Source organism: Streptomyces sp. NPDC053673 (assembly GCF_055585225.1).
On record NZ_JBVJKN010000034.1, the window covers coordinates 16119 to 40301 of the forward strand.

A 24183-nucleotide genomic window follows, 5' to 3' on the forward strand; every position below is an offset into this window, starting at 1 on the left:
CGCGAGAGCGAGCGACATCGGGGTGTAGCGCAGCTTGGCAGCGCGCTTCGTTCGGGACGAAGAGGTCGTGGGTTCAAATCCCGCCACCCCGACAGAGAAACACCAGGTGAGGCACCTACTGAATTCAGTAGGTGCCTCACCTGTTTCGTCTGCGTGTCTATCTGCGTGACTACCGGTTCCCGCGTGTCTATGGCCGCTGCGGATCAGCGCCGAAGATCCCGTCCATGACCACGGCCCCGGTCTGGATCACGGGCCGGATCTGCTTCCGGTAGACCTCCTCGGTCACGGCGGTCCCAGAGTGCCCGACGAGCCGGGAGATCTCCTCCAGCGGGACGCCCCGGTCGGAGAGCAGCGAGACGAAGCTGTGCCGGAGCTCCCGGGGCGTCCACTCGTCTGCGTCGACCCCGTCGATGTCCTTGAGCGCCTGGCGGAAGGCCCGACGGACGTTGGCCGCGTCGAGCGGCCGGCCCACGGCCGAGGAAAAGACGAGCCCGTGTTCCTCCCACTTCTCGTCGGCTGCGAGCCGATCCCAGCCCTGGTCTTCGAATTGTTGCCACAGGGCCTCGACGCAGCGCGCGGGTAAAGCGAGCGTCCGCCGCGACTTCCGGGTCTTGGTGTCGCCGCTCCGCCGGACCGAACGCCAGACGGCGATGTGCGGAGGCTGGGGCGGAACGAAGTCCGGCCGGCCCTTCAGAAAGACGTGATCCCAGGTGAGAGCTCGAAGCTCCTCGGTACGGGCACCGGTCAGCAGGGCGACGACGATGCAGGCGTGCATCGACGTCCCCGCGGCGCCCTGGAGCACGGCCTCTGCCTGGGCGAAAGTGAGCGCCTTCGAGGGGCGTCCCGCCTGGCCCTGGGGCACCGAGCACAGCTCGACGACGTTGCGCTTCACCTTGTCCCGGGCCATGGCCCGCTTGACCGCGCGGTTCAGACACGAGTGGATCGCCTGGAGGGACCGGGTGCTGAGCGTCTTGGCCTTGGAGGCGAGCCAGCGATCCACGTCTTCCGCGCTGAGATCACGGAGCTTCCGAGCACCGAGCGACGGAATCACGTGCTTCCGGCTCAGGAGAGTAGAGGTCTCGACAGTGCTGGGGTCAAGGCCCGTCAGGCCGTAAGCAAGCCAGTCCGTGACCGCGTCCTTGACCGTGTAGTTGGTGGGCGCGATCGCCAAGCCGTCTTCGTGGTCTCGCAGTACCTCCTTGAGCTTGTTCTTCGCCTCCGTCTTGGTCCTGCCACTCCCCCGCTTCACGATGCGCTTGCCGCTCGGATCGAAGCCGAGGTTCGCCGTGGCGATCCAGCGTTGTCTCTTCTCGTCCCAATGCAGGCCGCCGTCACCGCGGCTACGGCGCTTGGTCATCAGGCAGCCTTATCAATCTGGCCCCGGATGAAGTCGCGGACAGCATCGGCGGGGATTCGGCGGGCGCCGTCAATCTTGATCGAGGTCAGGCGACGTGAGCGGATCAGGTCGTAGACCTTGGAACGGCCGAGCTTGAGCCGTGCCATGACCTCAGGCACGGTGAGGAGTTCAGCGGTTGCGGTGGTCATGCGGTGGTGTCTCCTTCCTGCGGGTCGTGTGTGAGTGAGGCGGCGAGCCATTCCTCGCTACGGGTGAGTCCGGTGCCGGCGAAGGCCCAGTGGGCGAGGACGAGGGTGGTGTCGTTGGCGGGGTCGGCTGGGTTCTGGTCGCCGTGGGCGATGGCGGCTTGGAGGCGTCGCCATTCGGCGCGGGCGGTGCGGAGGGCGCCGAGGGTGGTGGAGTAGCGGCGGGTTTTGGTGGAGAAGTGGCCGCGGAAGCCGAGCATGTGGGCCCATGCCCTGAGCCGGAGGTCGGCGAGGTCTTTGCGGGCGCCGAGGGTCCAGGCGGTGCGGATGAGTCGGCGGGCGTGTTCGGGGATGGACTTGCGGCCGAGTTCGGCGAGGAACTTGATGGGGCGGTCGAGGGTGCCGGTCGCTGTTTCGGCGCCCTTGGTGGCGTACTTGGCGATGTAGGCGGCGACGGCGCGTTCGGTCAGTTCGGTGCCTGCGTCGAGGTCGGCGGTGCGGATGGGCCGGATGTCGAGCTGGGTGCCGAAGGCGAAGGTGTGGGCGCGTCCGTCGATGACGGGGCCGGGCACGTGGGCGGCTGTGGTGGCGGCGCGGATGGCGTCGGTGAGGAGTTCGGCGCTTGCCCAGGGCGGGGGCGGGGTGTGGCCGCCGTCGGGTCCGTCGAGGCGGATGACGGCGTGGAAGTGGATGGCGCCGCGGCGCTGGTACTCGGCGACCTTGGCGAACGACACGCGGGCGTGCTCCTTGAAGGCCCGTTGCGAGAGGCCGGCGCGCTTGGCGACTTCGCGGCGCAGGTAGATGGAGAACCGGGCCCAGATCTTGGAGGCGTGCGCGTTCCAGAGGACGGCTGCTTCGTAGTCGTAGGTGTCGGGGTCGAGCGGGGTGCCCAGTTCGGGTGCGTCGGCCGGGTGCTGGGTGCCACAGCGGCAGCGGCCGTGGGCAGGTCGGTTGTGGACGGGGCCGAAGCTGGGGGCGGTGAAGGTGGCGAACACCCGGGGGCGGGTGGCCACTTCTTCGGGGGTGCCTTTGCCGCCGCGCAGGCCAGCGGTGATTAGTTGGTAGGTGTCGCGGCGGTAGGTCTCGGCGCAGGCGGGGCAGCGGGTGGTGCGGCGGTTGTTGCAGCGGACGAGGAGGTTTCCGGCGGGCAGGTCGCTGGCGGTGAGGTGGTGCAGGATCTCGCCGGTGGTGGTGTGGACGTCGGTGCGGTAGCCGTCGAGTCGGATCGGGGTGGTGCAGCCGCTGAGGCCGCGGAGCTGGCGCATGAGGCCGGGCATGGTGCCGAGCGAGGCGAGGAGGGCGAGGTCACGCAGCGGCGGTGCGGTCGTGGTCACGGTGGTGGGGCCTCCTTCCAGAGGACGCAGAGGGCGAGGGCAGAGGCCGGGGCACCAGTCGGCGGAGTGGCGGCTGGTGCCCCGGGATGATGGGTCAGCGGGTGAACGCGGCGTCGGCGGCGTCCTCGAGGAGCTGGCGCAGGGGCGGGACGGTGCCGGTGCCCTGGCAGGTGCGGCAGTGGGCGGTGATGGTGCGGCGCTGGCCGTTGCGGTCGCGGCCGCCGAGGGTGACGGCGGCGGAGGCGAAGCCGTCGCAGGAGGGGCAGACGCGGGCCGGGGCGTGGCGGTGCTGGGGCATGATGGGTGGTCCTTCCGGTTGATGTCGGGTAGGGGCTGGGGCCGTCCGGGCGGCGGAGACTTGGCGGTTTCAGGGCCGCCCGGAGGGCCGGTCAGCGCTTGTGCTGGTTGGTGAGCAGGGAACGCAGGACGACGGCGCAGACGGCGACCGAGGCCGCGGTGACGGCGACCGCGAGGAGCATCGAGACCAGGACCGCGCCGACGACCAGGACGACGGCGGTGCCGGCCCCGACGAGGGCGAGCGCGGTGCCGGGGGTGAGCTGGACCGTGGGCCGGGCCGGTGCCGCCGGTGCGACAGGGGCCGGGGCCGGGGCCGGGGTGTGGTGGACGATCGCGGTCGGCTCGACCACGGGCGGGGTCACGATGCCGGTCGGGGTCGGCATGGTCGGGATCTTCGGACGGAGCATGAGCGATCTCCCTTCTGCGGTTGGGCTACTTGATGGCGGTGTCGATGACCGGTGCGAGCAGGCTGTCCGCGAGGAGGAAGCCACCGAGGAGGAGCACGGCGACGAGCCACCAAGGCGGGCGGATGAGCTTGATGCCGAGGGCGCCGACGACGATCAGGGCGAGCCAGAGCGGAACGTCCACGAGTGGGGTCCTCCTGTTCAGTCGGTGATGCGGCAGCGGTGCGTGCGGGCGGCGAGCTGGGCGGCGGACTGGGTGGAGTAGTCGGCGGACCAGCCGCAGTTGTCGCGTGAGCAGACCGCGGCGTACTTGGTGCGGCCGTGGCGGTCGCGGTGGGTGCCGATCTGCACGGGGCCGATCCGCATGACGGAGTGGAAGAAGTCGCGGGCGGGCATGTCAGTCGCTCTCCGTTCGGGTGGTGGTGGGGTCGGGGTAGGCGGCGCGGATACCGGCGGCGGTGGCGGGGTCGGTGGTGCGCTGGGCGGCTTCCTCGGCGAGCAGGTGGGCGAGGTAGGGCCGGTTGGCGGCGGTCATCTCGCGGGCGCCGTCGAGGTAGTCGGCGGCAGTCAGGTCGGCCGGGTCACGGGTCACGGTGGTGCTCCCTTCGAGGTCAGGTGAGGTGGGCGGCGAGCTGGTCGGCCATCGGGCCGGGTAGGCCGAGGCGGTCGCGCAGCGTCGCGGCGTCGATCGGGGTGCCGGTCGAGGCGCGGTGGGAGTCGGCGAGCTTGCGGGCGTGGTCGACGAGGGCAGGCGGCACGTCCGCGGGCGGTGCGGCGGGCAGGGCCGGGACCGGCTCGGCAGGCTCGACCGCATCCGGCACGGGCACGGGAGCGGGCTCCGGTTGGGCCGGCGCGGTCACCGGCTCGACCACGGGCAGTGGCTCGGGCTCGACGTGGTCGGTGTCGGAAGTGGTCGGGGTGGTGGGGGTGGTGGGGGTGTGAACGAGGAGGGTGCCGCCGAGGAAGGCCAGGGCAGGCCATCCGGCGACGAGGATGCGCAGCCAGTCGGGCACGTCGTTGAGGCCGAGCAGGCCCGCGGTGGCGACGTTGGCGCCGAGCGAGGCCGCCAGGGCAACGGCGAACCAGGACCAGGCCGCGCGGGCCGGTTCGCCCTGGTCGCGCAGGAGGCGCAGGCGGCGCCAGGCCGCGACGAGGAGCAGGTCGACGGAGACGGGGTAGGCCACGCCTTCCATCCGTCCTGGCCCGCGGCGGCGGCGAGGTCGTGCAGGTGGGCGAAGGACAGGGCCCCGGCGATGACGGCTTGGACGAGAACGGCGTCCAGGCGGACCTTGCGGAACATGGGTCTTCACCTCCTTGAAGGGGGTCGGGCCGGGGCCGGACGACGTACGGCGGGGTGGTCGTCGGGCCCCGGCGGACTGCTGTTTGGCATGGCGGGGGTAGGGACCTGGCGCGTGACGATCGCGCCGACCGTGAAGCAGGGGGAACAGTCAGGCGGTGACGGGAGCCGAGGCCGGGGCGGGGATCTCGGCCGGTGCCGGGTCGAGAAGGGCCGGGCGGAAGCGCTCCAGGCCGTCCAGGGCCGGGGTGCGGTGGGCGTGGGCGGCGCAGGTGTTCACGGCCTGGCGGAGCGTCGTGAACGGGGTGCGGATGCGGACCCAGCCGCCCGAGGAGTCACCGGCAACGGCCAGGCCGGGCCGCTCGACCGGGATCTGTGTGGTCGCCATGACCGCGTCGGGGGAGATGTCGCCGAACGCCATCTTGGCGGAGGCTTCGTCGTTGACCCGGTGCGAGACGCGGCCGGTGAGCTGGGCGCGGAGCATCGTGATGCCGTCGCCGAGTTCGGCGCCGAAGCGCTGGCCGCAGATCTCGACGTAGATCCCGGCGGCGCGGCCGAGCTGCACCAGACGCACGAGGGCGGTGACGATCCGCTCGCGGCGCTTCTTCTCCGCCGTGGTGGAGAACAGGGCCAGCTCCGCGACCTCGTCGACGAAGAGGACGACCGGCACCGGCCGCACCTCCTCGGGCAGGCCCCAGATGTCTGCCGTGATCTCCGCATCCGGGGTGTCCGAGCTGATCCGCTGCTCGCTGCGGATCACCTGGTAGATGTCCGCCATCCGCCCCACTAGGGCTTCCAGCAGATCTGCAGCGTCGTCGGGGTTGTCGGCGAGAGCGGAGAACCGGCGGGCCAGCGGGGCGAGTTCCACACCCTCCTTGCAGTCGATACCCACCAGCGCGACATGGCGGGAGGCGAGTTCCTTGACCAGGTTGCGCTGGTAGACCGACTTCCCCGACAGAGTCGCGCCCAGGTTCAGCGCGTGCGGCACCTCCCGGTAGTCCCGGAAGTGGACTTCTCCGTCCTCCCGCAAAGCGACCGGCACCCGCAGCCCGGCCGTCTCGATGTTCACCGGCATCTGCACGCGCCGCAGCACGTCGTAGCCGGTCATCCGCAACTCGACCACCCCGGACTTGATCTCACGCGAGGCGACGCCGTGCATGGAGAAGGAGTGCCGCAGCCGGTCCGTCGAAGCAGCGAAGTCGAAAGGGTCCTGACCCGGCTGGAGCTTCAGCCGCAGCACAAGCCCGGTACGCGTGGGGCGGATCCGCAGGATCCGCGGCGCCCGGGGATCGGGAGCCGGCCGCCGGGCGAGCCGGGCCAGATTGAGCCGCAGCCGGGACGGCGGGACGGTCAGCCCACACGCGTCCATGACCGAGGCGTACCGGACCACCACCCGGATCATGGCGAGCGTGACACCGATGCTCAGCCAGTACCAGGCCGGGCGCAGCCGCCGCAGCACCAAAGCCGCGACGACCGCCACCAGGGCTAAGACGACGAACGTCGTGGTCGACACGGCCACTCAGCCCTTCGAGGACGGAGCGACGAGAGCGACCGCTCGGAAGGCGATACCGTGCCGCCCGTCCCGCTCCCAGTCCCGGGCCTTCAGGCCGACGACCTTCACCGGCATACCGAGCGTGACTCCCTCCGGAACGCCGGTCTCCGGGACCGAGACGTTGAGGAGGTTCGCCTCACCCTCATCGGCGACGGTCAGGCCGACCGTCATCATCTTCGCCCCGGACTCCCGGTCGACCGCGATCTCACCGGTCTGCTTGTTGATGACCTTCAACTGCGGCTCGACCGCAACGAATACGACAGCGGTCGAAGTGTCGATCTTGAAGCTAGGCACTGGAGCTTCTCCTGCCGGTAAGGGGGGGTTAGCACGCTGAGGACACCCACTCAGCGGTTGCTAAGGGGGGGTTAACACTAAGGTGCACCTGCCTGGCGCAGGTGTCAAGCCCCCCTTATCATCGGGCTGTGAAGCCATCCGCGTGCGTGAGATCGGAGGCGTCGGGCGATGATCGATGAAGTCCGACGTGTAGCAGCCATCAAGGACCACAGCTTGCGAGTCAAAGCCGCGGTCGACCTGATGGAAGAGCTGCAAGCCGCCGTTGTTGAGACGTCCCGGATGCGCAAGGAAAGCATCGCGTGGCTCCGTCAGAGCGGCCTCTCGATGGCTGACGTCGCCAAACTCATGGGAGTGAGCCGAGCCCGAGTCGCGCAACTCAAGGACGCCGGCCCGCCGACAGAGCGCGCCTTCCTCGGAGTCGATCGTGTACAAGTCGCCGTGCCTCAGCGCGCAGGCGAACGGGAGTACGTCGCCCTGGAGGACAGCGCCACAGGCCAGCAGTTGATCAACCTGGCACACCGCCTACAGCTCGATGGGGAGCTGGAGTACATCCCCACCACCGGCGAGATCGACCTCAACCGCGACGGCCTGACCGTCGTCTGCGGCCCGAAGACTTCGCCGATCACCGCCGCGGCGCTCCAGGCCGACCCCCGCCTGTCCTTCGAGACCTTGGACGACGGACGCTGGGCACTGATCGAGCGCGAGACACGGCAGGTTCACACATCACCCAGCGACGACCCAAACACCCCGAAGCCCGCCGACGTTGCCTACTTGGGACGGCTCCCGAGACCGGATGGACAAGGGACCTTCCTCCTGATCGCCGGTGTGCATGCGGTCGGTTCCCTGGGAGTCGCCCACTACCTGACCGGTCACCTCGGGGAGCTCTACGAGCAGATCGGCAGTGACCCGTTCTCCATGGTCATCAAGTGCGAGTACGAAGCCGGAAGCAAGAGGATCCGGAGCACTCAGGCGGTGACCGACATCCTGCGACACGAGGCAGCCTGACATGCGTGTCTCCTTCGCCAGCACGGCTCGACCGGGCCGGGACAACGAGGACTTCGTCGTGGCCAGCACAGAGGTCGCAGTCGTACTCGACGGTGCCGGCATACCCGACGGCCTGCCCACGGGATGCATCCACGGAGTGCCGTGGTACGTCCACCAGCTTGGCGCCGAGCTGCACCGCCGGGCATCGGAACAGAGCGCCAGCCTGACCGATTGTCTGGCCGACGCGATCCGTCACGTCTCCCAGCTGCACGCGACGACCTGCAATCTCCACGACCCCATGACTCCGACCGCGACGGTTGCCGCGGTCCGTCTCCGCGAGGAAGTCATCGAGTGGCTGGCGCTCAGTGACTCCACCATCGTGATCGAGGCCGAAGACGGACTCCAAACCGTGTCCGATCACCGAGTCACAGAAGTGACGTCACGGCAGTGCCAGGCAATGCGGGCGGAGTTGGAAGAGCTGTCCAACGCCGAGCGTCGCCGCAGGCTTGCATACGCGCAGCGCGAGGTTATGAACTCGGCCGACGGATACTGGGTTGCAGCTCACGACCCGAAGGCAGCGGAAGAAGCCCTGACCGGCACCATGCCGCTGTCCGGCGTTCGAGCTGTCGCCTTGCTGACCGACGGAGCCGCAAGGGCAGTAGACGACTTCCACGAGATGACATGGCCCGAGGCGATGCACCAGCTCGAGGCGGATGGGCCTCAGAGTCTCATCGACCGCACCCGCGCGATGGAGAACAGCGACCCGGAAGCCAAGCGCTGGCCACGGGGCAAGCGCCACGACGACGCGACAGCCGTTCTGGTCCGGATAGGGGAGTGAGTAGAAACCTTCTCTACGGGTTCAAGGCGGCTCGCTCCGCTCGCCGCGCGCGGCCCGGCTCGCCGCCGGGCCCGACGCTCCCTGTCTTCGCCACCGCTCCGGGCCCGGCTCCGCCGGCCGCGCGGCTGAAGCGAGCACGCCAGATACGAGACAGTAGCCCGCTGTGGCTGGGGCGGTCGGCTCCGCGGCTTTACGCAGCCACCATGGGGCGAGCCTCGAAGATCGGGGGCCCACATCGGGCTATTGCGGGCAGGTCAGGAGACTGCCCGAGTCGCGGGAAGCTTACGGGCCCCCGATCTCTCGCCCCATGGCAGCTCCAGCCCAAAGCCGCTACACCGACCAAGGGCAGCGTCGGCGGCAAGACGACGGTGACCACCACCATCACCCGGACCCGGCATCCCTATCTGCCTGGGCTTTTCGGCGAGCCTCCGCAATATGCGCAGGTCTGAAGGCTGCTGCTTTCCTCCTTGCTGCCTGCGCCTCGGCCGGGCGGTCCAGCCCCTCCCACACAAGACCGAGGGTGTCCAGGGAGTCGGCGAAGCCGGGAAGGTAGCGGTCGGCGTCGGCACTTTGCAAGCCACGGAAGAGGTCAACGGCTTCCTGGGCGAGCGGCAGCGCCTCGGCCGGGCGGTCCAGCTTCGCCAGCACAAGGCCAAGGGTGTCCAGGGAGTCGGCGAGCCCGGGGTGGTAGCGGTTGGGGTCGCTCTCGGCCAGGCCACGGTAGAGGTCAACGGTTTCCTGGAGGGGGGACAGCGCCTCGGCCCAGCGCCCCAGTCCCGCCAGCAGGGCGCCGAGGTCTTGCAGGGCGATGGCGAGGTCGGGGCGGTAGCGGTCGGGGTCGGTCTCAGCCAGGCCACGGTAGCGGGCAACGGCCTTCTTGGCCGCTCGCGACCGTACCGCCCGTGTCAGCTCAGTGACGATCACAAACCATGCAGCCCCGAGCCCAGCCCAGGCCCACCAGGGCAAGGGCCCTCCGCCCAATGCAGTTGCGAGGAGCGCCGCAAATATCCCCCCGCCGACGATATCCGCGCCCCAGCGACGCCAACGTCTCCGCTCCATGACTTCACCGTTCCCAGACCTGGCCGACCAGGGCCGCACTCCATCCCCCGCGTGCACGTAGTGACCGGCGGTTCGGTGCAACAGAGCGGAGCACTGTGCCCCGGCTGAGCTGCCATACATCAGCCACCTTGGCCGCAGGCCACCACGTCGCCCCCGTGACCAGTGTTGAACGGTGCGGCAGTCCTCAGCAAACCGCCATGCGAGTAGTTCGTCTCGATAAGTGCCATGACATCTACCGCTGACATCAACGACAGCGAACGGGAGCAGCTCAGGGCGGGCCCCCCATGGCGCCGCCCAAAGCAGCCGACGGGAGCGACCGGGGGTGTAGTGGTCGCCCGGCAGAACTTCTCAAGCAGTACAGAGCCCAGAAGCGTTGAATCGCCGTGCCCCATGCGTGCCCGATCGAGCGGGGAATCACGGGGAACACCGGGCGATCACGGTAGCCGGACATGCGACGACCCCTGACCGAGTTGGCTGGTCAGGGGCCGTTCATCTGCGGTGGGTGTGGGATTTGAACCCACGGTGACGTCGCCGCCACGACGGTTTTCAAGCTCGCTCAGGGCTGACTCGCCCATTGACACTCCACCGACCTCGCGCAAGCACGTCCTGCCAACCGCAAGCCGTGATGCCCGGCCTGGGGCCTAGAAGCGATCCACTCCCTGCGATCGCATACAAGGTGTCAGTCGGTCGCGTGCAACTACATGACGCCTCCGGCTCCGTCAAGTCCCGAGTTCTCGGGACATGACCACGCTTTGCCGGTCAGGCCTACTTGAAGCGCGGGCCTCACCGGAGAGGAAACGAGACAGCACGGAGGCGGAATTAATCCCCTCTGTATCAGAAGGAGAAGATCCATGACCCGTCACGCTCACACTCACAACGACGCCCGGCCCAAGCGACGGGGCTTCCGCCTCGCGATGGTTTGCGCCGCGACCGCTCTGGTCTCTGGTGTTGTCGCCCTTCCGGCGTCCGCCTCGACGCCGGTCATGAGCCAGCCCACGGCTGCGACCTCCTTCGTCGACGGCGGCCGTAGCGGTGGCGGTGGCGTCGGCGGCTAGCAGGCTAGTGCTGCGACCGGGAACGTTCGCCGGTCACAGCACTAGACCGCTACACCGGCATGTCTTCGTGGGTGCCCTTCGTGTGAGGGGCGTGTGGATCGCACGAACAGGTTCCCTTCCTACTGCTCCCTCGCAGGTCAGATACCTAGAGGCGCTCTTCCTGATCATGCCCTCCGGAGCCGTTTCTCTGGGGAACAGCTATCGCGGCCCTGGTCCCGACGATGCGGAAAGGACCGCTGATCCAGAGGAAGTCCCAGGTCAGCGCCCTTTGCGACGCTGACGCACGGTGGCTGTCATTGGAGCTCAAGGAAGCACCGGCTCAGCCCAAAACGTGGGGTCGAAGACAGGGACGGTAGCGACCGTCCCGCCCTGCGAGATCAGCTCAGCGACAGGTACAGCAACCGCCACGACTGCAGACGACCGCCACCGGCCCCGGAGATGTCGGCCCACCTGGCCCGGCTCGAACGGGCCAACATTACACGAATCGTCCGACGCCCCTGGACCGTGCCCGACTGTAGGGTGCCGCGCATGACCACTCCTCCTGATCATGTCGACAGCAGAGAAGACCTGGCGGTCTTAGTCCGCTCCCTGCACCGCAGCCATACCGAGGAGGGCGACTCGTGGGAGAACGCGGACCTCGCCGGGTTCCTGGAGACCCTGGCAGCATGGATCGACGACGCGGACGGCTGGTACAGCAACGTCGGCCGCGAGTTGCCCGCCAACGGTGACTGGAGCTTCTTTGCGCGAGCGGCGACCACGTACGAGTAGTCAGGATCTTCGTAGTTGGGCTGTGCTGAGTGTCTAACTGAGCGACAACGCCGACAGACAGCGGCGGACAACCACGTACACCCACGGACCATCACAGCAGGTGGAGGCACGTAACCTCCAGGTCGGGAGCCCGCCCAAGTTGCTTCGGGACGAAGAGGTCGTGGGTTCAAATCCCGCCACCCCGACAGCTGAAACACCAGGTCAGGGCCGGTCTTCCCGCACGGGAAACCGGCCCTGACTCGTTCCTCGGGGCCTCTGGGGAGTGAACGGGGAGTGGATCAAGAAAATCCACTCCCCGAGCGTCACCCCTGGACCGCTTGTCTCGAATCACCTCGCTGACACCAAGCCGCACTTGAGCTCTTTGATGCAGCGTTGAGCTGTGTCCCTCCGTGTCAGCGGACGGGCTCGGCCACTCGGGCCAGCAGGGCGGCCGACTCTTCCGCCGCGAGGGCGTGCTTGTACACGAGCTCGCCGGTCATCCCGGGGAAGAACCGGCCAGCAGGCCAGCCCCTCTGATACGGGGGCGGGTCGAGGACCACGAGCCGGACGCCGTCCACGGCAGGGATGTCCGCCGGTGTGCCTTCGTTCCAGATCCACTCGCCATCGGCGCCGACCAGGTTGAAGGAGCCGGTGGTCGGCACCATCCCAGCCTGGTCGCGGCAGCAGGCGACGGCTTCGGCCGAAGGCGCCTCGCCTTCCACGAGGCCTCGGCCGATCAGGGCGTCGGCGAGGAGGGTGTGCAGCTGGAAGTTGTCGCCGATGCCGGACATCCGCAGCGCGAAGCCGGCGCCGGTGGCGCGGTCGAGCGCGATGAGCGGCTCGTCGTCAAGGACGGCGAGGGCGTACGCGAGGCACTTGAACGGCTCGTCGGACAGCTCCGCGACCCGGGCGACGGCAGTCCGCAAGCCCTCGCGACCGGGGACCTCGCGGCGCACCCGCGGCGAGTTGAGCATCGCCACGCAGGCCATCTCGAACTGCGGGAGCGCCTGCCAGGCCATGATGGCCTCGAAGCCGATCCGCTCGAAGTCGGCCTCCTCCAGGCCCTCGCCCTCGTGGTCGGGCAGCTCGCCGCGGTCCGCAGCCGCCCACCGCTCGCAGAAGACGGCGGCTTGCTCGAAGGCGTCCAGGGCGCTCGCGAACACAGTGGGCGCGCAGGCCAGCGGGTCGGCGCCCCGCTCGACACACGCCCCGGTCATCACGGCCACCACGGCTCGCGGCCCGGGCGGCACCTCCCGCAGTAGGGCGGAGAGCCGAGGCCCCGCCGCCTGAAGCTCTGCGTCCGCCGCCTTGCCGAAACCGCGCGTCAGACGCGCGAAGGCACGCTCGGCCGCGTCCGGGTCCTGGGCCCGTACAGCCGCCTCGAAGTTCTCGACGGCGGCTGGAAACCGCCCACGTCCGAATAGCATGCGCGCACCTTAGCCGACCCCTCGGCCGACCCCTCCACGACTCCTGCGTGCTCGTCGTCCCTCGGCAGCCGGGCGCGATCAACTGCCAGAGCAGGCGAGCCCGGCAAGATCTGAAAGACGGGCCCTAGCGAGCTCTCCACCGCCACCGACCTCAACGGCCGCAGGGGCACCCAGAGCGTCGAAGAAGGCGCGGAGATCATCGTCCGTATGGCCAGCATCGGGGCCGACGGCCCGACCGGCGGCTTCTTCGACGCGGCCGGCCCGGTGCCCTGGTGACGGTCGGACCGGGCGCCGGTCCGACCGACCGCCGCCCCGCCGCCCCGTCAATCGCAAGTCGCGAGCACGTCAACCGCGAGTCCCGAGCACGTCAACCGCGAGTCCCGGGCGCGGCAGCCCCGCGCCGCGGCACGTCAAACCCGGATCCCGGGCACGTCAACCACACGCCCCGGGCACGTCAGCCACGCACCCCGCGCCCGTCAGCCACGCGCCCCGGGGTCGTACTGCGCCAGCGACGCCTGCACCGAGCGCGCGTACGGGCCTTCCCACCAGGGGATCGTCTCCACCAGCACCGGCTTCGTGCCGGACGCCAGCACGAGGGCCCGGCCGGGCGGCATCGAGCCCAGGTCGGAGACCTGCAGCACGCGTTCACGGCGTACGGACTCGTTGACGGTGCGGTTGCCGGACCACCCGCCGAACTCCGACTCACGGGTCGTGGAGAAGTCGCGCAGCTCGAACTCGCCCGCCAGCTCGGAGAGATCGCCGAGGAAGCGGGTGTCCGAGACACCGCCGCCGTAGACCCGGACGTTCGCGGCGGACCAGAGCTTCTCCATGCCGCGCTCGCCCCACACCTCGATGCCCTGGGCCCAGGACTGGAGGATCGTCATCAGGATGATGCCGCGCGAGCCGTAGTGCGAGTAGAGGTCGGGCAGGGCGCGCCAGCGGCAGACGTTCGCCGCCTCGTCCAGGACGCCGACCAGGGGGAGCGGCAGCCGGCCGCCCCGCTGGGTGGTGGCGTACTCCTCGGCGGCCTCGACGACGGCCACGGTCAGGGCGGTCACCAACGGGCCGGCGGAATCGCTGCCCTCGCGGGAGAGCGAGTAGAGGGTGGAGCCGGTACGGACGAACTCGTGCGGGTCGAACTCGGGGCGGTCGTCGTCCGGGTACGGCGTCACCCACTTGTTGACCTCGGGGTTGATCAGGCAGGACGCCATCTGCTGGGCGACGCCGTAGATGCCGCTGCGCTGCTTGTCGGGGGCCGTGATCACACCGGCCAGGGCGTCGGCGGGCATGAGGTGCCCGGCGCCGCGCAGGATGCGCTCCGGGGTGTCGTCCTTCGGGTTGGCCAGCCAGGTGTAGATCTGGGTGATCGAGGACTTGGCCGTGGCCGCCGCGAGCAGCAGGTTGGCGAGCAGGTCCTGTCCGGCGGGGTCGAAGAACGCGTCGGTGGAGGCGTCGGCGTCGCGCGAGCCCGACGCGAAGTGGTCGGCCAGCTTGCGGGCCTTGGCGACATCGGTCACGTACGTGAGCGGGTTCCACCACCAGGCGGGCGGCTCCTGCGCGACCTGCTGCGGGTCGAAGACCCAGACCTGCCCGCGGGACTGGCGCGGGCCGCGGGTCGCGTCGACGATGTCCCGCTTGTTGGAGGTGACGAGCACCGCGCCGGGGGCGTCGAGGATCGCGGGGATGGCGCGCCGGGTCGTCTTGCCGGTACGGGGTCCCCAGATGTCGATGTGCATGTCCTCGAAGGAGCCGTACAGCGGCTGCCGGCCGCGTACGGAACGGCCGATGAGGACGCCCGGCACATTGCCCTGCACGCCGAGGCGCTCCGCGGTCGCCGCGGCGCCCTTCATGGTGAGTTTGCCGAGCTCCTCGCCCTTCGCGAGATGGCGGGCCGCGCCGTCGACGTCCGGCTTGTTGCGGACGCGCTGGCGCACCCGGTACCCGGCGAGCGCGACGATGCCGAGCAGCAGCGCCTCACCTGCCGCGATGGCGCTCGAAGCGCCGCCCGGCCAGGCGTAGTCCCCCTTGACCATGGCCACGGCGAAGGAGAACGGATTGCCCGGCGGGGCCGCTTGGCCGTCGAAGGACGCGCCGAGCCGGGCGGCGAGCCAGGCGCCGCACAGAAGGACGAGGACGGTGCCCACGAGGAGGACGATCTCGATCGTCCAGTCGTCCTCTGCGCGGGGCTTCTTCCGCTGTTCGATGGTCATGGTCGGGGCTTTCCTTCCGCTGAGGCCCGCTGCGAGCCGGCTTCCGCGCCGTTACGCATGTGAGTCGCCGCCCTTGCCGTCGGACTCGACCGCGTTGGTGCCCTGCGGGATCGGCACCCGGTAGACAGCGGTGATCTTGTCCTGCACGTCCCAGGTGCTGAATTCGACGTTCTTGCCGGGGCGCGGGGCGTGGACGATCTTCTTGCCGGCCGGGTCCCACACCATGCCGACGTGCTCCGAACCGCGTGAGCTGGGCCGGAAGAAGATCAGGTCGCCGGGCTGTGCCTCGCTCAGATCGATCTTGTACTTCCGGAGCCTGTCCTCCTGCTCGAAGGTGGTCGCCCCGATATTGATCTTGCCGTTGCTGGCCTGGTAGTAGGCCCACTGGGTGTAGCTGGAGCAGTCGAACGTGGTGGGGTTCCTGCCCTGCAGTCGCGGAGCCCCCAGGACGTACGGCACACCGAGGCCGCGCTGCGCCCAGCCGAGTGCGGCCCGCACCACCGGGTCGTCGGAGTCCGGCAGTACGCCGGTCACGCCGGCGCCGTCCGGGGCGACCGGGGTGCCGTTGCCCTCCTTGGCGCAGTCGGCGTACTCGGCGTCCTTGCCGCCGTCACCGTTTCCGCCGGGCACGCTGCCGTAGTCGGGGTTGGCGGAGACCTTGCCCTCCAGCCAGCCCTCCGGGTCGACCATGCCGGGCCCGCGGTCCTGGCCGCCGACGAAGGGATTGTCGACGCCGGGGACCCGTACCTCCCAGTGGAGGTGGGGTCCGGTGACATTGCCGGTCGCGCCGACCGTGCCGATCTGGTCCCCGCGCTTGACGGTGTCGCCGACCGAGACCGAGACGGTCGTCTGGTGGGCGTACAGGGTGATCACACCGTTCGCGTGCTCGATGTGGGTCTCGTTGCCGTACGAGCCGCCCTTGGCGGTCTTCACCACCTTGCCGTCGGCGGGGGCGTAGATCGGGGTGCCACTGGAGGCGGTCAGGTCGAGTCCGGTGTGGTACCCGAGGCTCCACATGCCGCCGCGCGCACGGTACTTCGTGCCGATCTGGTACGTGCCCTTCTTCATCGGCCACTGCCAGCTCTTGCCGTTGGCGGGCTGCGGCTCGTCGAAGGGCCGGGCCGCCGGAGCGGACAGCGGACGGGAGTACGAGACCGGCGCCATCGCGGTCGCCACCTCGTCCCCCTCCCCGCGTTCGCCGTTGCCGTCGAGGGGCGGGGTGGACCAGGAGCGGGGCGAGGAGGCCGAGATGCTCAGCGCCTTGCTCGGGACGGCGTTGTTGCCGACCGGCTCCGGGATGTCCGACTGCTGGCCGAGAGTGGGGAAGTCCGGGTTCTTCTCCACGGTCTTCTTCAGATGCGCGTACCAGTCCTTGATCAGGTCCTTGTCACCGGTGAGGGTGCCGCGGTAGCGGGCGGCCTGGGTGAGGACCACGCGCATGTAGATGGTGTTGTTCTTCTTCGATCCGGAGTAGGACCGGAGCGCTTCCCAGGCGTCGGTCTCGGCGCCCTTGGCGTGCAGGAAGTTGGCGGCGGCGAAGGCCGCGTCGTCGATGTTGTACTTGTCCTTCGTGCCGTCGCCGTTGCCGTCGGCACCGTAGTCCGTCCAGGCGTCGTCGCCGAACTGCAGCAGACCCATGTACCCGGCGCTGTTCTTGCCGCCCGGTGCCGCTGACTTGTCCTGGCCGAACTTGGTCTCCTGGTACATCTGCCCGGCGATCAGCGTCCAGTCGAGACCGTCGTAACGCGCCGCGGCCCGCATCGACGCGAGGATCATCTTCGGGGGTATCTCGTGACGGGCCGTCCTGCTCGGCATGTAGGCCTTGCCCGCCGGCATGATCGGGCTGGTGGCGGCCTTGTCACCGGTGTTGCCCGCCTGGGCGTTGTCGCCGTAGTCACCGCACGCGGCCTGGGCGGTGCCGCCGCCCAGCCCGCCCACCATGCCGCTGATCATCACGATGGCGAGGAAGCCGACACCGGCGATCGGCAGCAGACCGCCGCCGCCGATGAGCAGCAGCATTTTGCCGCTGCCCTTCTTCTTGCCGCCGTCGCCGCCACCCCCGCCCTGGCCTGCGGCCAACTGGGCCGCGTTCTTGGCGGACTTGGCCGCTTTGGCGGCCTTGGCCGCGGCCGCCAGTACGGCAGGAGCCACCATCGGTGCGTCTCACTCCCCCGTCTCGTCGGACGCGCCCACGTTGCCCAGGCCGTACAGGTCGAACGCGGAGACCTTCCACTCGCTGCCGCTCTTCTGGACGCTCACCAGCCAGGAGTTGGTCTCCGTGCCGGTCGCCCTGCCGTCCTCGGAGCGGGTCGCGGTCACCTTGACCACGCTGGAGATCGTCTTGCCACTGCCGCGCGTGAGGTCGTCGGCGATCATCGCGTCGCGGACCACGACCGCTTTCCCCTCGGAGCTGCACCGGGCTGCCAGACAGGCGTCCCACTCCTTGCCGGAAGGCAGGGTGGTCTCCTGCTTCAGCGCCTCGTCCCGGGTGGTGAGCGCGAGCAGCGGGGACGCCCAGGAGGCGTCCTTGTCGGTGTGCTCGTACGTGTTGAGGCCCGCCATGTAGCCGGCCATCACCCGGTGCGCGGCCTCCACGTCGTCCAGCGGGACGATGGGGGTGGCCGCGGCGCCCGGAGAGGTTCCGGAGTCCTTCGCTCCGCCGCCGGCCCCGGAGTCCCCGGAGTCCCCCGAGTCCTGCGTGGCGCCCGCGGCGGGCTTGCCTCCGGATACGGCGTCCGTGTCGTCCTCTCCGTCGAAGACGGTGAACAGCACCAGAGCACCGACGAGCAGAACGCCCAATACCGCCAGGGCGAGTACGGCACTTCTCTTGTTCTCGGCGGGTGACTCCACCGTCCCGGGCCTCCCTCAGTCAGGTCGCCGGGACACGGTAGGTGGAGGGACGGCTGCCGGACTGCTCATTTTCCTCGTGAGGAAAAGCGCGGAAAGCGGACGGGGAATTCGGGAAATGCGGAGGGGATCCGCACGAGGAAACCCATGAGGGGAATTGGTGAAGGGCCCTCGGGAGATCCTCACCGGTCCGGCCCACCGCCCCCTCGTCGCCTCATCCGGCGGCGTGCGCCTGGGGATCGTACGGATCCACGGGAAGCGGCTCGAAGGGGTACGCCGTGTGGCCGTCCTTGGGCGAACAGGCCGCGAACGGGCCCAGATCCGGGTCCATCAGCACTCGAAGATGCGGATCGGCGTGGTGCAGCCACCAGGTGGACATGCCGAGCGCCGGGTCCTGGCGCAGATGCTCCCAGGCCAGCCAGAGCGCGGAGAGCCGGGCGCCCGCTTCGGGGTGCTCCCACCAGCGAGGACACCAGGTGGCGGAGGAGCCGTTCACCCGGCGCCGCACCATCTGCGAGAGGTACTCGGTGACGAAGACGAAGACGTCGGCGTAGTAGAACTCCGCCTCCTCGTCGCCGGACGGCTGCTGCGACTGCGGCACAGACTCGGCGAGCATCGGGAACGCCTGATGCAGGGCCTCCAGGGCGTCCCCCCGATCGCGGAGCTCGGCATGCACCATGGCAGTGAGCTCGGCCTGGGCGGTCGCGTCGGATGTCGCGTAGCCGGCCGCGCGAGCGGCGAGCAGGCGGGCCTTCCAGTCGTCCAACTGACGGCTACGGTGCTCTTCCTCCTGGGACGAGCGGGCCCCGGCCAGGAAGAACGTCAGCTTCATGTGCATGGCGTCCCAGGCCTTGGTCCCCGCGAAGAAGACCGCCTTCTCCGCCATGGCCTGAGCCGTACGGGCGTGGTCGTTGTCGCTGCTCACGAGGTGGTGCCTCTTTTGCTGCTCAGCGCTCGACACCGGTCTGTGCCGGGACGAGGGCGGGGGCCGGGGGTTCGACGGTCAGGTTGTACACACCGTGCCCGGTCGGGCCCCGGGGAGCGGCGGGACGGGAGACGGGACGTTCGGTCACGCCGGGGGTGAAGGCGGAGCCCTTCTGCTCCAGCGTCTGGTTCTCCACGGCGCGCGTGACGAGTTCGTCGTAGCTGTTGGCGGCCGCGAGCCGCCACAGCGCGCCTTCGTGCGCTTCGCGCTGGTTTTCGGGGACGTCGAGGTCGGCGAGCTTGGCGGCGAAGTCCTTGGGTGACTTGTCCGGTCTGTAGTCCTCCATGTGCATCTGCGCCCTGAGCGGCGGATCGGCGATCAACGTCTCGATCTCCGGGGGCAGATGCTCGTGCTCGGGCAGGGGGACGGGGAACTTCACGCCCTCCTTGCCGACCTTCGGATGCGCCAGGAGGATGGGCAGCTCGTCCTTGCCGAGCACGGTCCGTTCGGCGATGTCGCCCACGAAAGCGACGACCGGCCCCTCCGCGGCCATCGCGTAGCGCTCCGAGAGGGTGACCCACGTCTGGTCGACGACGGCCTTGAGTTCCTTGCCATCCAGACCGGATTTCCGCTCGAGGGTGCGCTGCATCAGCTCGTTCTCCAGGCGGTACGAGTCCATCTGCCCGCCGGCATCGGTGTCCTGAAGCACCTGAAGTCCGCGCGAAGCTCCGCACGCGCGAGCCAGGAAGCGGTGTGGGATGGGCTGGTCCGCCCCCTCGGGCTGGGACTCGTAGGCCCAGAACGCGCGGGTGCTGCCCCTGTCCTCGGCGGTGACGGAGCCGTGGTCGCCGATATCACGGATGAAGGACAGCAGGTCCGGGGCGATGGACCGGCCCTCGGCGTGCGCCGTCTGCCAGTCCTCATAGATGCGGCTGGCCAGGACGCGGGCCTCGTTCCGGTTCGAGGGGGTGGCCTTCGCGTACTCGTCCTGAAGCCGCAACGCCGTGTTGGTCTCCTCCTGGGAAGGAGGGGCGTCGTACTTCACCGACTCCTCCGCGAGCCCTGGGGCGCATACACGTCCAGCGCGACGGTCGAACTGCCGGGCATGTCGGCGGTCCACGTCGGGAACGACACGGACTGCTCGAGTACGAAGAAGGCCTGGCCGGGCGGATCGCCCACGGGCCGCCAGAAGGCCAGTCGGTAGGGGCTGCGGGTCTCCAGACGGGATTCCCGGTCATCCCAGAAGCGGGGCTCCGGCGGCTCGGGGAAGTCGGGGGCGTCCCATGCGCCGCTCCACACGGCCGGGCCCATGACGCTCTCGGCTGCGCTCAGGTACTCCGGCCAGGCCGCGTCGGCTCGTGCGACGACATCGGCGTTCTCCGCCGGAGAGGAGGCCCGCAGGCGTGAGGCGTAGTGCGTAAGGCTGCTGACCGGGGTCCACAGGCCGTCCGACCAGAAGGTCATCTCACCGCCGGTGCGCGTACGCACCTCGAGATTCCGCTCGACGGTCTGCGGCTCCCAGCCGTACCGTCCGCACCAGTCACGGAATTCCGGCGATCCGCCCTGCGGCGGGCCCGCCCACACCGAGGCCCAGTCCACCCCTCGCAGCCCCGTCAGCTCGGCAGCCAGGTCCTGGGCGGTGCGGCCGGTCTTCTCCGTCAGCATCGTCTCTCCTCAGCCCGATCCACTCACGCGATACGCGTGTTCGACCGTATCCCGGTCAGGACTCCGATCAGGTGAGGAAGATCCCGAGGACCAACAGTCCGATGACCACGGCGCCCATGATGAAACGGGCCTTCGGGTCCTCGCGCTCCCACAGGTCGTGGACCACGGCCCAGCCCGTCAGGCGGGCGGCACGGCCGTCGTGGAGACCCGCGGCGCGCCCCGGCTCGGAGTCGTCGGATTCGTCCGCGCCGCTCTCGGCTGCCGGATCGTCCGGGCCGAGGATGTCGGTCGTTCCCTGTTGCTCCTGCGCGACCATGACCAGGCCTTCAAGGAGTTCGGGCATGGTGTGCGGGGTGAGGGGATAGACGACGGGGCCGTACGGGGTCTGCAGGCAGAGCCTCGCCTGCCAGGGGTTGCCCGGCTCGTAGCCGTCTATCCAGGCGGCCTGGGCACCGATGACCTGCGCCGGCGGAGCGGCGACGGGTGCGGCGCCTTGAGGCGCGGGGGCGGGCGGGGCCGCGGCGGCATGGGGTGCGGTCTGCTGCGGGTGGGCGTACTGGTCGCTCAACTCTCGTCCTTCGGGATGTCGGTGACAGCTCAGCGCCCGTCCCCCGGGCACGAACCCGCATTCTGACCGAGCACCGGAGGCCTCCGCCCGCCCCGGATTCCCGCACATTCCCCGGAATTCCGCATGAGGATTCCTCACGCTTCCCCGGCTTTCCTCGTGCGTCCTCACGCTTTCCCCGCCTGGGAAAAGGCGGGAGCCGATGCGCCCTCCGTTTGCCACACTGCCGTCCGCACCTGGCCTCACCAGGGCCCGCCGCACGCCCGACCGGCGGACGGGGATCACACGCGGGGAGAGACCGAGTCGATGACGGACCACAGCAGCTCTGCTGGCGGGGTCGGCGGAGGCCAGCCTTCCGGGCAGCCCGCGCAGTTCGGCCCTGCGGAGCAGGCCGCCTGGCAGCAGGCACAAGCGCAGGCGCAGGCACAGGCACAGGCACAGGCACAGGGGCACGGACAGCAGCCGGGGCAGCCCCACCACCAGGGCCAGTATCCGCACGCGCAGCACCAGCCCCAGCAGCCGCAGCCCCAGCCCCAGCCCCAGGCCCAGGCCCAGGCCCAGGCCAACCACCAGCCGGCGCCCGGTCCGTACGGCTATCCGACAGCCGCGGCCCCGGCCCCGGCCCCCCAGCAGCAGCTCCCCTCGGAAGCGGCGCGCGCACAGGTCGCCGCCGCGTGGGTGCGCCGCGCCCCGCAGGCCGCGGTGCCGCCGAGCGAGGCCGCCGTACCGACCCTGCCGCCGCGCGCCAGCCGGCCGACGGGTGAGTCGAAGAAGGACAAGCGGGAGCGGGCGAAGGCCGAGCGCAAGGCCGAGTACGAGCGCAAGAAGGCCGAGCGCGAGGGCCGTAAGCAGGGTGGCGGCACGGCCCCGGCGGCCGGCCACCCGCACGCAGCCCCCGCCGCAACCACGACCGCCACCACCGCAACCCCCGCCGCACCGGCGTCCGCCGCCCCGCAGCCCAGGGCCTCGGCACGCGCCGGCGCCGGGTTCGATGTGCCGCGCCCCGGTGGGCGGCTGCCCGCCGGTGGCCGGCGTACCCATGTCGCGCTGCGTGCCACGCTGCTGATCACGACCTGTGTCTTCGCGCTCGGCTCCTGCGGTGTCATGGGTCTGGCGATCGGCAAGTCGTCCGGCGCGCAGACCGCGGCCCTGGACGACGAGGACGTGACGCGTTACCGGCTCACCGAGTTCCCGACCCAGGCCGCGGCGACCTTCGCCGAGGAGTACGCGAAGCTCTGCATGACGTACGCGCCGAAGGACGCCGACGCGCGCCGTGAAGCCCTGACCCGCTACGCCTCGACAGGCGTCGACCGCGACTGCGGCTGGGGCGGGCAGGGTACGCAGAGCGCCACGCTCGCCACCTGGGACGGGACCGTCGAGGAGCTTCCCGAGTACGGAAAGAACGGCCGGTACCTGGGAGTTCAGGTCACGCTGTCGACCGGGCGCGTCACCACCCTCTCCGTACCCGTGTACGTGAAGGACCTGGCCACCGCGTCGGGGCTGCGCATCGTCGGCGACGTGGGTGAGATGCCGTTGCCCGTGCGCGGCACCGCGCCCGAGGTGGACCAGGACGACGAAGTCGTCGACCAGGACCTCTCCGACCAGCTCAAGGCGAAGGTCCTGCCCGGCTACTTCGTGGCCTGGTCGGCTTCCGACACGACGTCGATGACCCGCTTCACCACCACCGACGCGACCCACGCGGCCACCACGGGACTGGCCGGCGCGCTGTCGGCGCCGCAGGTCCGCGACGTGGCGGCCCTGGCGCCGGCGGGCACCGACGACGGCGACAAGATCACGTACAAGGACGGCCAGTCCGTCCAGGCACGGGTGACGGTCGAATGGGGCGGCGGCGGCGAGAACGGCGATGCCGAAGCAGGCACGAAGGTCCTTCGCTCGTACCGGGTCACGGTGGTCAACACCGCCCAGGGCTGGTTCATCAAGGACATCCGCGGCGGCGTCCTCGACCCCGCCGGCGGGCGCGCGGACGAGGGCGAGGCCGACGCCCCGGCACCGGACGCCAGCACTCCGCCCGCGACCGGGGGAAGCACTCCGCCCGCGACCGGAGGAGGCGCTCCGCCCGCAGGCGCGAGCCCCCCGCCCGCGACCGGCGGCGCGGGCCGCGCGAACGGCACCTCCTGACCGCAACACCCCCGACGTAACGCACTCAGGCACCACACAGCGAAAGGACGCACGACGTGTACCTTGCAGCAACCTCCCTCGAAGGCATGTTCGGCGAGATCCAGGACATCCTCCGCAGCGCCGGGACCATGGTCGCGGTGATCGCCCTGCTCATCCTCGGCATCCGGATGCTGCTGTCGATGAAGCGCGGTGACGGCATGCGCGAGGCGTTCCAGGGCTTCGGCATGATCGCGCTCGCCGCCCTGATCATCGGTGGCGCGACCGGTCTGGCCGGCGTGCTCATCGACCTCGGCGGCCAGATCGGCGGCGGCGGCAAGGGCTGAGCCCGGTTACGGGCACGGCCGGCCGTAGCCGGTGGCCCGCGCCCGTGACCCGCAGCCCATACCCGGTAATTCGTAGCCCGTGGCTCATAGCTCGTAGCTCGTAACGCCGGTCCCGCAACGCGCAGCCGTAAACACACAGGAGAGGGGGAGTGACTGGTGGCACTGGAATCACCGGACGAACCGGAGCCGATGGTCGCCTACGACCACACGGATCTGCTCAACCGGCCCAAGCGCATCTGGAACTGGGGCAACATCCCGCTCCCCGGCCTGCTGCTGCCCGCCCTGGGAGCCGCCTTCGGCTTCGGTGTGCTGTGGCTGGTGGCGATGCTCTCGCTCTCCGCCTTCGTGCCCTTCCTGGGCCTGTCGATGATGACGTCGGTCCTCTACATCGGGCCGCCCGTCGCCGTCTACTTCGTCTGGGGCCGGCCGCTGCCCTCCGCCCTCACCCTCAGCCAGCAGCTGGTGGTCTGGGCCGACTTCTGGTTCCAGCCCAAGCGCCTGCAGGGGCTGGCCGCCGACCGTGAACCCGAGGAACTGCACTGGCAGGTCATCCTCTGGCAGCCGGGTTCGCCGCGCTGGCAGCAGCGTTACGACGACGCGGCCGCCGAAGCCGCCCGGCACGGCTCCTCGTACGCCGCGCAATCCCCGACCGCACACTCCGAGACCGCAGGATGACTCC

The 24183-nt window shown here is 70.0% G+C and carries 26 protein-coding genes, 1 tRNA gene and 2 pseudogenes; 9 read left to right on the forward strand and 20 right to left on the reverse strand.

Annotated elements, in window-relative coordinates; all coding sequences use genetic code 11:
* Window positions 1–18: 18 nt before the first annotated feature.
* Window positions 19–92, forward strand: a tRNA-Pro gene (locus tag ACZ6ZQ_RS32055).
* Window positions 93–187: 95 nt separating this feature from the next.
* On the opposite strand, the gene ACZ6ZQ_RS32060 is transcribed toward ACZ6ZQ_RS32055, so the two are convergent.
* From ACZ6ZQ_RS32060 to ACZ6ZQ_RS32110, 11 genes and pseudogenes are all read right to left on the reverse strand, one after another.
* Window positions 188–1357 carry a site-specific integrase gene (locus ACZ6ZQ_RS32060; protein WP_469772025.1) on the reverse strand — a complete coding sequence of 390 codons (1170 nt, stop codon included), beginning with the start codon at window positions 1355–1357 and terminating at the stop codon, window positions 188–190.
* Window positions 1357–1545 carry a helix-turn-helix domain-containing protein gene (locus tag ACZ6ZQ_RS32065; protein ID WP_469772026.1) on the reverse strand — a complete coding sequence of 63 codons (189 nt, stop codon included), beginning with the start codon at window positions 1543–1545 and terminating at the stop codon, window positions 1357–1359. The genes ACZ6ZQ_RS32060 and ACZ6ZQ_RS32065 overlap by 1 nt, the downstream gene beginning before the upstream one ends.
* Window positions 1542–2819 carry a replication initiator gene (locus tag ACZ6ZQ_RS32070; RefSeq protein ID WP_469772073.1) on the reverse strand — a complete coding sequence of 426 codons (1278 nt, stop codon included), beginning with the start codon at window positions 2817–2819 and terminating at the stop codon, window positions 1542–1544. The genes ACZ6ZQ_RS32065 and ACZ6ZQ_RS32070 overlap by 4 nt, the downstream gene beginning before the upstream one ends.
* 151 nt (window positions 2820–2970) lie before the next feature.
* Complete coding sequence (locus tag ACZ6ZQ_RS32075) at window positions 2971–3174, reverse strand: hypothetical protein (protein ID WP_469772027.1); 204 nt, start codon at window positions 3172–3174, stop codon at window positions 2971–2973.
* Between the two features lie 91 nt (window positions 3175–3265).
* Complete coding sequence (locus tag ACZ6ZQ_RS32080; protein ID WP_469772028.1) at window positions 3266–3580, reverse strand: SpdD-like protein; 315 nt, start codon at window positions 3578–3580, stop codon at window positions 3266–3268.
* A 25-nt stretch (window positions 3581–3605) separates the two neighbouring features.
* Window positions 3606–3761: a hypothetical protein gene (locus ACZ6ZQ_RS32085; protein ID WP_329163099.1), complete on the reverse strand. Its 156-nt coding sequence runs from the start codon at window positions 3759–3761 to the stop codon at window positions 3606–3608.
* A 17-nt stretch (window positions 3762–3778) separates the two neighbouring features.
* Complete coding sequence (locus tag ACZ6ZQ_RS32090) at window positions 3779–3973, reverse strand: mobile element transfer protein (protein WP_018892242.1); 195 nt, start codon at window positions 3971–3973, stop codon at window positions 3779–3781.
* A 1-nt stretch (window position 3974) separates the two neighbouring features.
* The gene (locus tag ACZ6ZQ_RS32095) at window positions 3975–4169 is read right to left on the reverse strand and encodes a hypothetical protein (RefSeq protein ID WP_469772029.1); all 195 of its coding nucleotides are present in this window, start codon (window positions 4167–4169) and stop codon (window positions 3975–3977) included.
* A 19-nt stretch (window positions 4170–4188) separates the two neighbouring features.
* Window positions 4189–4877: pseudogene (locus ACZ6ZQ_RS32100) on the reverse strand (DUF2637 domain-containing protein).
* A gap of 148 nt (window positions 4878–5025) precedes the next feature.
* Window positions 5026–6387: an FtsK/SpoIIIE domain-containing protein gene (locus ACZ6ZQ_RS32105; protein ID WP_469772030.1), complete on the reverse strand. Its 1362-nt coding sequence runs from the start codon at window positions 6385–6387 to the stop codon at window positions 5026–5028.
* A gap of 6 nt (window positions 6388–6393) precedes the next feature.
* Entirely contained in the window at window positions 6394–6720 is a 327-nt protein-coding gene (locus ACZ6ZQ_RS32110) for an SCO3933 family regulatory protein (protein ID WP_384556912.1), read from the reverse strand.
* Between the two features lie 168 nt (window positions 6721–6888).
* Here ACZ6ZQ_RS32110 and ACZ6ZQ_RS32115 point away from each other — a divergent pair, with 168 nt between their 5' ends.
* Window positions 6889–7725, forward strand: coding sequence for a sigma-70 family RNA polymerase sigma factor (locus tag ACZ6ZQ_RS32115; RefSeq protein WP_469772031.1), 837 nt, complete (start codon window positions 6889–6891; stop codon window positions 7723–7725).
* 1 nt (window position 7726) lies between these two features.
* On the forward strand, window positions 7727–8542 hold the full coding sequence (locus ACZ6ZQ_RS32120) for a protein phosphatase 2C domain-containing protein (protein ID WP_469772032.1): 816 nt from the start codon (window positions 7727–7729) through the stop codon (window positions 8540–8542).
* Window positions 8543–8923: 381 nt separating this feature from the next.
* On the opposite strand, the gene ACZ6ZQ_RS32125 is transcribed toward ACZ6ZQ_RS32120, so the two are convergent.
* Window positions 8924–9466: a tetratricopeptide repeat protein gene (locus ACZ6ZQ_RS32125; protein ID WP_469772033.1), complete on the reverse strand. Its 543-nt coding sequence runs from the start codon at window positions 9464–9466 to the stop codon at window positions 8924–8926.
* 986 nt (window positions 9467–10452) lie between these two features.
* On the opposite strand from ACZ6ZQ_RS32125, the gene ACZ6ZQ_RS32130 reads away from it, so the two are divergent.
* Window positions 10453–10656 (forward strand): hypothetical protein, encoded by a 204-nt coding sequence (locus tag ACZ6ZQ_RS32130; protein WP_469772034.1) that lies wholly within the window; start codon window positions 10453–10455, stop codon window positions 10654–10656.
* A 528-nt stretch (window positions 10657–11184) separates the two neighbouring features.
* The gene (locus ACZ6ZQ_RS32135) at window positions 11185–11424 is read left to right on the forward strand and encodes a DUF7660 family protein (RefSeq protein ID WP_469772035.1); all 240 of its coding nucleotides are present in this window, start codon (window positions 11185–11187) and stop codon (window positions 11422–11424) included.
* Between the two features lie 392 nt (window positions 11425–11816).
* On the opposite strand, the gene ACZ6ZQ_RS32140 is transcribed toward ACZ6ZQ_RS32135, so the two are convergent.
* On the reverse strand, window positions 11817–12830 hold the full coding sequence (locus ACZ6ZQ_RS32140; protein ID WP_469772036.1) for a hypothetical protein: 1014 nt from the start codon (window positions 12828–12830) through the stop codon (window positions 11817–11819).
* A gap of 138 nt (window positions 12831–12968) precedes the next feature.
* On the opposite strand from ACZ6ZQ_RS32140, the pseudogene ACZ6ZQ_RS32145 reads away from it, so the two are divergent.
* A pseudogene (locus ACZ6ZQ_RS32145) lies at window positions 12969–13106 on the forward strand (short-chain dehydrogenase); the annotation flags it as partial.
* A gap of 200 nt (window positions 13107–13306) precedes the next feature.
* Here ACZ6ZQ_RS32145 and ACZ6ZQ_RS32150 read toward each other — a convergent pair.
* The 7 genes from ACZ6ZQ_RS32150 to ACZ6ZQ_RS32180 all read right to left on the reverse strand — a co-directional run bounded on the left by ACZ6ZQ_RS32150 (window position 13307) and on the right by ACZ6ZQ_RS32180 (window position 21045).
* On the reverse strand, window positions 13307–15040 hold the full coding sequence (locus ACZ6ZQ_RS32150; RefSeq protein ID WP_469772037.1) for a type IV secretory system conjugative DNA transfer family protein: 1734 nt from the start codon (window positions 15038–15040) through the stop codon (window positions 13307–13309).
* A 51-nt stretch (window positions 15041–15091) separates the two neighbouring features.
* Window positions 15092–17194 carry a peptidoglycan DD-metalloendopeptidase family protein gene (locus tag ACZ6ZQ_RS32155; RefSeq protein ID WP_469772038.1) on the reverse strand — a complete coding sequence of 701 codons (2103 nt, stop codon included), beginning with the start codon at window positions 17192–17194 and terminating at the stop codon, window positions 15092–15094.
* Window positions 17195–17203: 9 nt separating this feature from the next.
* The gene (locus tag ACZ6ZQ_RS32160) at window positions 17204–17890 is read right to left on the reverse strand and encodes a hypothetical protein (protein ID WP_469772039.1); all 687 of its coding nucleotides are present in this window, start codon (window positions 17888–17890) and stop codon (window positions 17204–17206) included.
* A gap of 211 nt (window positions 17891–18101) precedes the next feature.
* Entirely contained in the window at window positions 18102–18812 is a 711-nt protein-coding gene (locus ACZ6ZQ_RS32165; protein WP_469772040.1) for a DUF4913 domain-containing protein, read from the reverse strand.
* Window positions 18813–18834: 22 nt separating this feature from the next.
* Window positions 18835–19857 (reverse strand): hypothetical protein, encoded by a 1023-nt coding sequence (locus tag ACZ6ZQ_RS32170; RefSeq protein WP_469772041.1) that lies wholly within the window; start codon window positions 19855–19857, stop codon window positions 18835–18837.
* Window positions 19854–20477: a hypothetical protein gene (locus tag ACZ6ZQ_RS32175; protein ID WP_469772042.1), complete on the reverse strand. Its 624-nt coding sequence runs from the start codon at window positions 20475–20477 to the stop codon at window positions 19854–19856. The genes ACZ6ZQ_RS32170 and ACZ6ZQ_RS32175 overlap by 4 nt, the downstream gene beginning before the upstream one ends.
* 67 nt (window positions 20478–20544) lie before the next feature.
* Window positions 20545–21045 carry a hypothetical protein gene (locus ACZ6ZQ_RS32180; RefSeq protein ID WP_469772043.1) on the reverse strand — a complete coding sequence of 167 codons (501 nt, stop codon included), beginning with the start codon at window positions 21043–21045 and terminating at the stop codon, window positions 20545–20547.
* Between the two features lie 303 nt (window positions 21046–21348).
* On the opposite strand from ACZ6ZQ_RS32180, the gene ACZ6ZQ_RS32185 reads away from it, so the two are divergent.
* The 3 genes from ACZ6ZQ_RS32185 to ACZ6ZQ_RS32195 all read left to right on the forward strand — a co-directional run bounded on the left by ACZ6ZQ_RS32185 (window position 21349) and on the right by ACZ6ZQ_RS32195 (window position 24179).
* Window positions 21349–23181 (forward strand): conjugal transfer protein, encoded by a 1833-nt coding sequence (locus ACZ6ZQ_RS32185; protein ID WP_469772044.1) that lies wholly within the window; start codon window positions 21349–21351, stop codon window positions 23179–23181.
* 56 nt (window positions 23182–23237) lie between these two features.
* Complete coding sequence (locus ACZ6ZQ_RS32190; RefSeq protein ID WP_469772045.1) at window positions 23238–23504, forward strand: hypothetical protein; 267 nt, start codon at window positions 23238–23240, stop codon at window positions 23502–23504.
* A 156-nt stretch (window positions 23505–23660) separates the two neighbouring features.
* Window positions 23661–24179 (forward strand): hypothetical protein, encoded by a 519-nt coding sequence (locus ACZ6ZQ_RS32195; protein WP_469772046.1) that lies wholly within the window; start codon window positions 23661–23663, stop codon window positions 24177–24179.
* Window positions 24180–24183: the final 4 nt, after the last annotated feature.